The following is a 3,921-nucleotide window of genomic DNA, read 5'->3' as shown; positions in this document are numbered from 1 at the left end:
CCAGTGTCATCATCACGACGAACCTGGAGTTCGGCGAATGGGTCTCGGTCTTCGGTGACGCCAAGATGACAACCGCGCTTCTGGATCGCGTAACTCATCACTGCGCAATCATCGAGACAGGCAACACGTCATACCGGTTCGCACAGAGCAAGCGACGCAGAAAAACATAAACGTCGCGCAAGCAAAGGCCCCAGRCGGGCCGCCCTCCTATAGCGAGTCCGCCTGGGGCCTTTGCGCCACAAGGGGTGGGTCAAATTCAAACGCTGAAACCGGGTCAGTTTTGAACGCTCATTGACAGCTTTGCGTTGCGGGCGCGTCGGGGCGAACGGAATTGTGTTAGCGTAACGTTCGACGGCGGCCTCGAGGTCTTCTGGCGAGATGCCTGGAAGGGCGAGGTCGGTAACCGGGGCCTCCCTCCCAAGCCGGGTCAGCTCTTGCGCGAGGAACGCCTCCATCGCGGCTGCACCCATGGGCTGAACGACGTCGCGATAGGCGATCAAGGCCTCCGCCTCCACGGCCCGCCGGATTGCCTGCTCGCCGGTCGTCTCGCTACCGGCGAGGAGCTTTCCGACGCTCAGGGCCGCCGTGTCGAAGTCGGCCGCCGTATGGTTTTCGTCGAGCCGGGCGTAGAGCGCGGCCTCGGCGGCTGCGACGACACGCCGTGGATCCTCTTTGTCGAAGCCGAGTGCGATGCAGACGCGATCGGTGACCGACCACGGGAGAAAAGCGCCCAAGAGGTAGGGGTTTTCCGCAAGTGCCTGGACGCCACCGACACCCCACGCGAGGGCGATCTTGCGCGCAGTGGGCACACCTACGACCGCGACAATGCCGCGGTGCTGGAGCCAGTCGAGCAGATCAAGTTCAGCCGCGCGCGCCTTGAATGCTGCGAAGGCGATCTCTGCGACCTCGTCCCCGAGAATGTTGGCGACGGCTGGATCACAGTCAGACAATGCGTCCCGAAGCCCTTCGCCGAAGTGCGCATCGAGGCGTGCCGCTCTTGCAGGCCCGATACCGTAGAAGTCTAGGCTTGTCGCCATGACCTCCGCCAAGGCTGAGGTCATGCGAGACTTGCACTCATGGCCCATCACGAGTCGTCGATTAGGTTGTTAAGCGATGCTCTTGGCGCGCTAGGCGTGAAGCGCCCGCCGGAGGCTATGGCCTCCTCGGTGGCCTCGAGGCGCTTGACCTTGGCTCGAAGCGCCGCATTGCGCGCCAGAAGCTCAGAGATGCGTTTTTCCGCCGATTGGGTGCGCCTTTGCTCCTCGCGTAGGCGCGAGGCCGATACAAGGTCGTTGTCGCTCCCAGTGTCTGCGCCAAAGGCTGTGCCGTTCGATGAGGACGTGCGTGCCGCGGAAAAGGCGAGGCCGCGCTTTTCGGCATAAGCCATAAGCGATGCCTTGAATTGCGGGTTCTGCTGTACAGTGGCACGGCCGACTCCGACGAGTTGGCAAATGCGCCCCAAATGAAGCGCGCTGCCATTCAACGGCAAGGTCTCGCCGCGAGCGTCGCGAGCCTTGATTTCCTCTTCGAGGGCTCGGACGGCGATGCGCGCCTTGTCTCTGTTCGATACGCCGGTCATTTGCGGCCTCGCGGCTGGCGCGAGATGTCCACAACGTTGGTCTCGCTCTTTGAGGGCGGCGGACCCCCGCAGAGAATGCAAGCCCCCTCAGCGGTTGAGAGGCCCACGGCATCGTCGCGTAGAAGTGCCTGTACGGGGGTCGAGGACATCAGAATACGCTCAAAGAGATCAGCGCGCTGCGCGAGGAGTGCGTCCCGCTCCGTCGTGAGCGCGCCGATCCTGTCCTTTAGGCTGGCGATTTGGTCGCGGAGGTTTTCGACCGTAGCGCGTCCGTCACGCTTGCGCAGGCGAATCTTGAAGTCCATCAGCGTCCGGGAGACGAGCTCTTCGTCCTTTTCGAGCCTATGAAGCGTCGTAGTGGAGCACCCGCTGCGCCTCGCGATCTCCTTCATGCTGACCTTGTCGGAGCGTCCCTGCTCCTCGACGAGTTTGCGCGTTTCCTCGATGATGCGTCGTTTGAGCGCCTCGCCGCGCAGTTGGCGGCGCTTGGGGGACGTCTTGGCTTCGGTCATATCTTGGCTCCCATGCGCTTGAGGAGGGTCTCAGTTGAGGCCTCGGCGCGGCCAAACTGATCGTATTGCGGACCCCTGCCGGCGCCGATGTCACGCATCGACATTCGGACGGCTCGAGCGTTGCCGTTGATCCGTTCGATTTCGCGCACTTGGGCGGGATCGTCCGGGTCGACGATCAGGTGTTCACATGGCTCCTGCCCGCCCTCGAGCTTCTCGCCGCAGGAAAAACAGCTCAGAGCGTGCGGACATGGCTCGAGCGCCCAATTGAGCGTACAGACCCCATGAGGCATCGGATTGTAGAACTTCGTGGATGTCTCGAGGTAGATGCTGGCCTCCTCCGGGGTCTCCGCAGCAATTCGATCATAGGCTTGCGCGGCGTGGCCGATCAGGGCGCCATCCTTCATCGCCTCACGAAGGCGGTCTCGGCGCACGCTGACGCGCGTCTGGTTGTACGTCGAGTTTGCGGCGGGACTCTTTCGGTTGAACAGCGTCGCGATCTGAACAGGCGACAGGCCGCCGTTCTCATAAGCAGTGGAGAGCCAATGGCGAAGGTCGTGGATCGTCAGCTTCGCGATCTCCCCGGTCGCGGGGTGACGGATGTCGAAGCGTCGGCACACCGCGTCGGTGGGCTTGCCGGTTCCGAGGTCGCGCTTATACCCGGCAAGCCAATGGGACAAGACGGTTGCGGAGTAATGGACGACCCGGTCGCGGTTGGTTCTGAGCGCCGACAGCTGGTTTTCGAAGAGCACGAGGAGCGCGTCCTCGGCCCGCAGCGTCGCGCGTCCTGTGTCGGTGTCGACCAGGACGTCGGTCGAGGCGCGGGAGGCGGCCTCCATGTCTGCATTGAAGTCCGGCGCGGCGAACGGTTCTTGCTCCAGCATCGCCCGGCGCGCTTCTTCGATCAGGGGCTGAATGGCCGCACGTCTGCCTGAGGCCGTGTTCAAGCCTGCGTGTTGCTCGAAGGCCATTACAGATGGAAAGCGCCGGTCCGTGTCAAAGCTCCTGTTCGAGTTTGGATCTTTTTTGCCTAAGTGAATCTCGCCGCGCTGAGAGGCCTCAACTTGCGCCTTGAGATTTACGACGGCGGAACGAGACAGGCCCTCACGGCGTGCGATTTCGGAGACGTTGCCCTCGTGGCGTTGCATAATATCTGCCATGGGGATCCACCTGGACTGTTCACCGCGCGAGTACCATGCCCACCTTGTATCGATGAGACGGTGCTCCGGGTTACTGATCCAGTCGGACAGCCAACGCCGAACGAAGTAATCTCGCGCGGCGTCATCTCCGAGGATGGCGGGCCAATCCAGTGGGGCGTCGCTGGAGAGTTCGGCGGCCCTCTTGCGCGCTTCGGATGTGGTCGCGATCAGGTATTCGACCGCCGGCTTGGCGATCTCAGCGAACTCGGCAGGGATCGGACGAGGAGCTTCGCGTCCCATCTTGGACGCAAAGTTGCGCACGAGAAGGGCGCCGCCGTCACGTATTAGGCAATCGGCTGGCAGCGTGGTGAGCTCCCCCACACGAAAGCCCGTCGCCACAGCGATCGAAATGACGGCCACGCCAAAACGGTCGCGTTCGCTCAGATCGTAACCGCCCGATTTGAACCGCCTGCTCGTGTGTGCCGGAGATTGCTAAGAGACGTCCATAAAGACGTCTTTAATGACGTCTCCTACAGGGAGGGAGGCAGCTGTGCGGGGCGAAATTCTTGGCTTGGAGCGTCGGCGCCGCTGGAGTGACGACGAGAAGTTGGCGATTGTGCTTTCGGTCGGGGAGAACGGCGCGACCGTGTCGCAGGTCGCACAGCGCCACGAGATCAGGCGGCAGCAGATCTAT

The 3,921-nt window shown here is 62.6% G+C and carries 6 protein-coding genes; 2 read left to right on the top strand and 4 right to left on the bottom strand.

Annotation, left to right across the window (positions count from 1 at the left end):
* On the top strand, nt 1-170 hold a 170-nt coding region (locus GKC28_RS25950; RefSeq protein WP_174149817.1), incomplete at its 5' end, for an ATP-binding protein.
* Here the strand turns inward: GKC28_RS25950 and GKC28_RS25945 are convergent.
* From GKC28_RS25945 to GKC28_RS25930, 4 genes are read right to left on the bottom strand one after another with little or no spacing between them, the layout of a single operon-like run.
* Nucleotides 129-1,061: a helix-hairpin-helix domain-containing protein gene (locus GKC28_RS25945; protein WP_174149816.1), complete on the bottom strand. Its 933-nt coding sequence runs from the start codon at nt 1,059-1,061 to the stop codon at nt 129-131. The genes GKC28_RS25950 and GKC28_RS25945 overlap by 42 nt on opposite strands.
* 23 nt (nt 1,062-1,084) lie before the next feature.
* Nucleotides 1,085-1,579: a hypothetical protein gene (locus GKC28_RS25940; RefSeq protein ID WP_174149815.1), complete on the bottom strand. Its 495-nt coding sequence runs from the start codon at nt 1,577-1,579 to the stop codon at nt 1,085-1,087.
* Complete coding sequence (locus GKC28_RS25935; protein WP_174149814.1) at nt 1,576-2,091, bottom strand: TetR/AcrR family transcriptional regulator; 516 nt, start codon at nt 2,089-2,091, stop codon at nt 1,576-1,578. Before GKC28_RS25935 ends, GKC28_RS25940 begins: the two co-directional genes overlap by 4 nt.
* Nucleotides 2,088-3,527, bottom strand: coding sequence for a hypothetical protein (locus tag GKC28_RS25930; RefSeq protein WP_174149813.1), 1,440 nt, complete (start codon nt 3,525-3,527; stop codon nt 2,088-2,090). Before GKC28_RS25930 ends, GKC28_RS25935 begins: the two co-directional genes overlap by 4 nt.
* A 220-nt stretch (nt 3,528-3,747) precedes the next feature.
* Between GKC28_RS25930 and GKC28_RS26985 the strand changes: the two genes are divergently transcribed.
* Nucleotides 3,748-3,921: transposase (locus tag GKC28_RS26985; RefSeq protein WP_217434166.1), on the top strand; the 174-nt coding region annotated here is incomplete at its 3' end.

Source organism: Leisingera sp. ANG59, from assembly GCF_013317235.1.
Lineage (GTDB): Bacteria > Pseudomonadota > Alphaproteobacteria > Rhodobacterales > Rhodobacteraceae > Leisingera.
This window is presented reverse-complemented; position numbering and strand designations above follow the sequence as displayed.

Bases quoted from the DNA above. Each gene is read 5' to 3' on its own strand.
- GKC28_RS25940 (WP_174149815.1), bottom strand. From the start codon at position 1,579: ATGACCGGCGTATCGAACAGAGACAAGGCGCGCATCGCCGTCCGAGCC.
- GKC28_RS25935 (WP_174149814.1), bottom strand. From the start codon at position 2,091: ATGACCGAAGCCAAGACGTCCCCCAAGCGCCGCCAACTGCGCGGCGAG.
- GKC28_RS25930 (WP_174149813.1), bottom strand. From the start codon at position 3,527: ATGGGACGCGAAGCTCCTCGTCCGATCCCTGCCGAGTTCGCTGAGATC.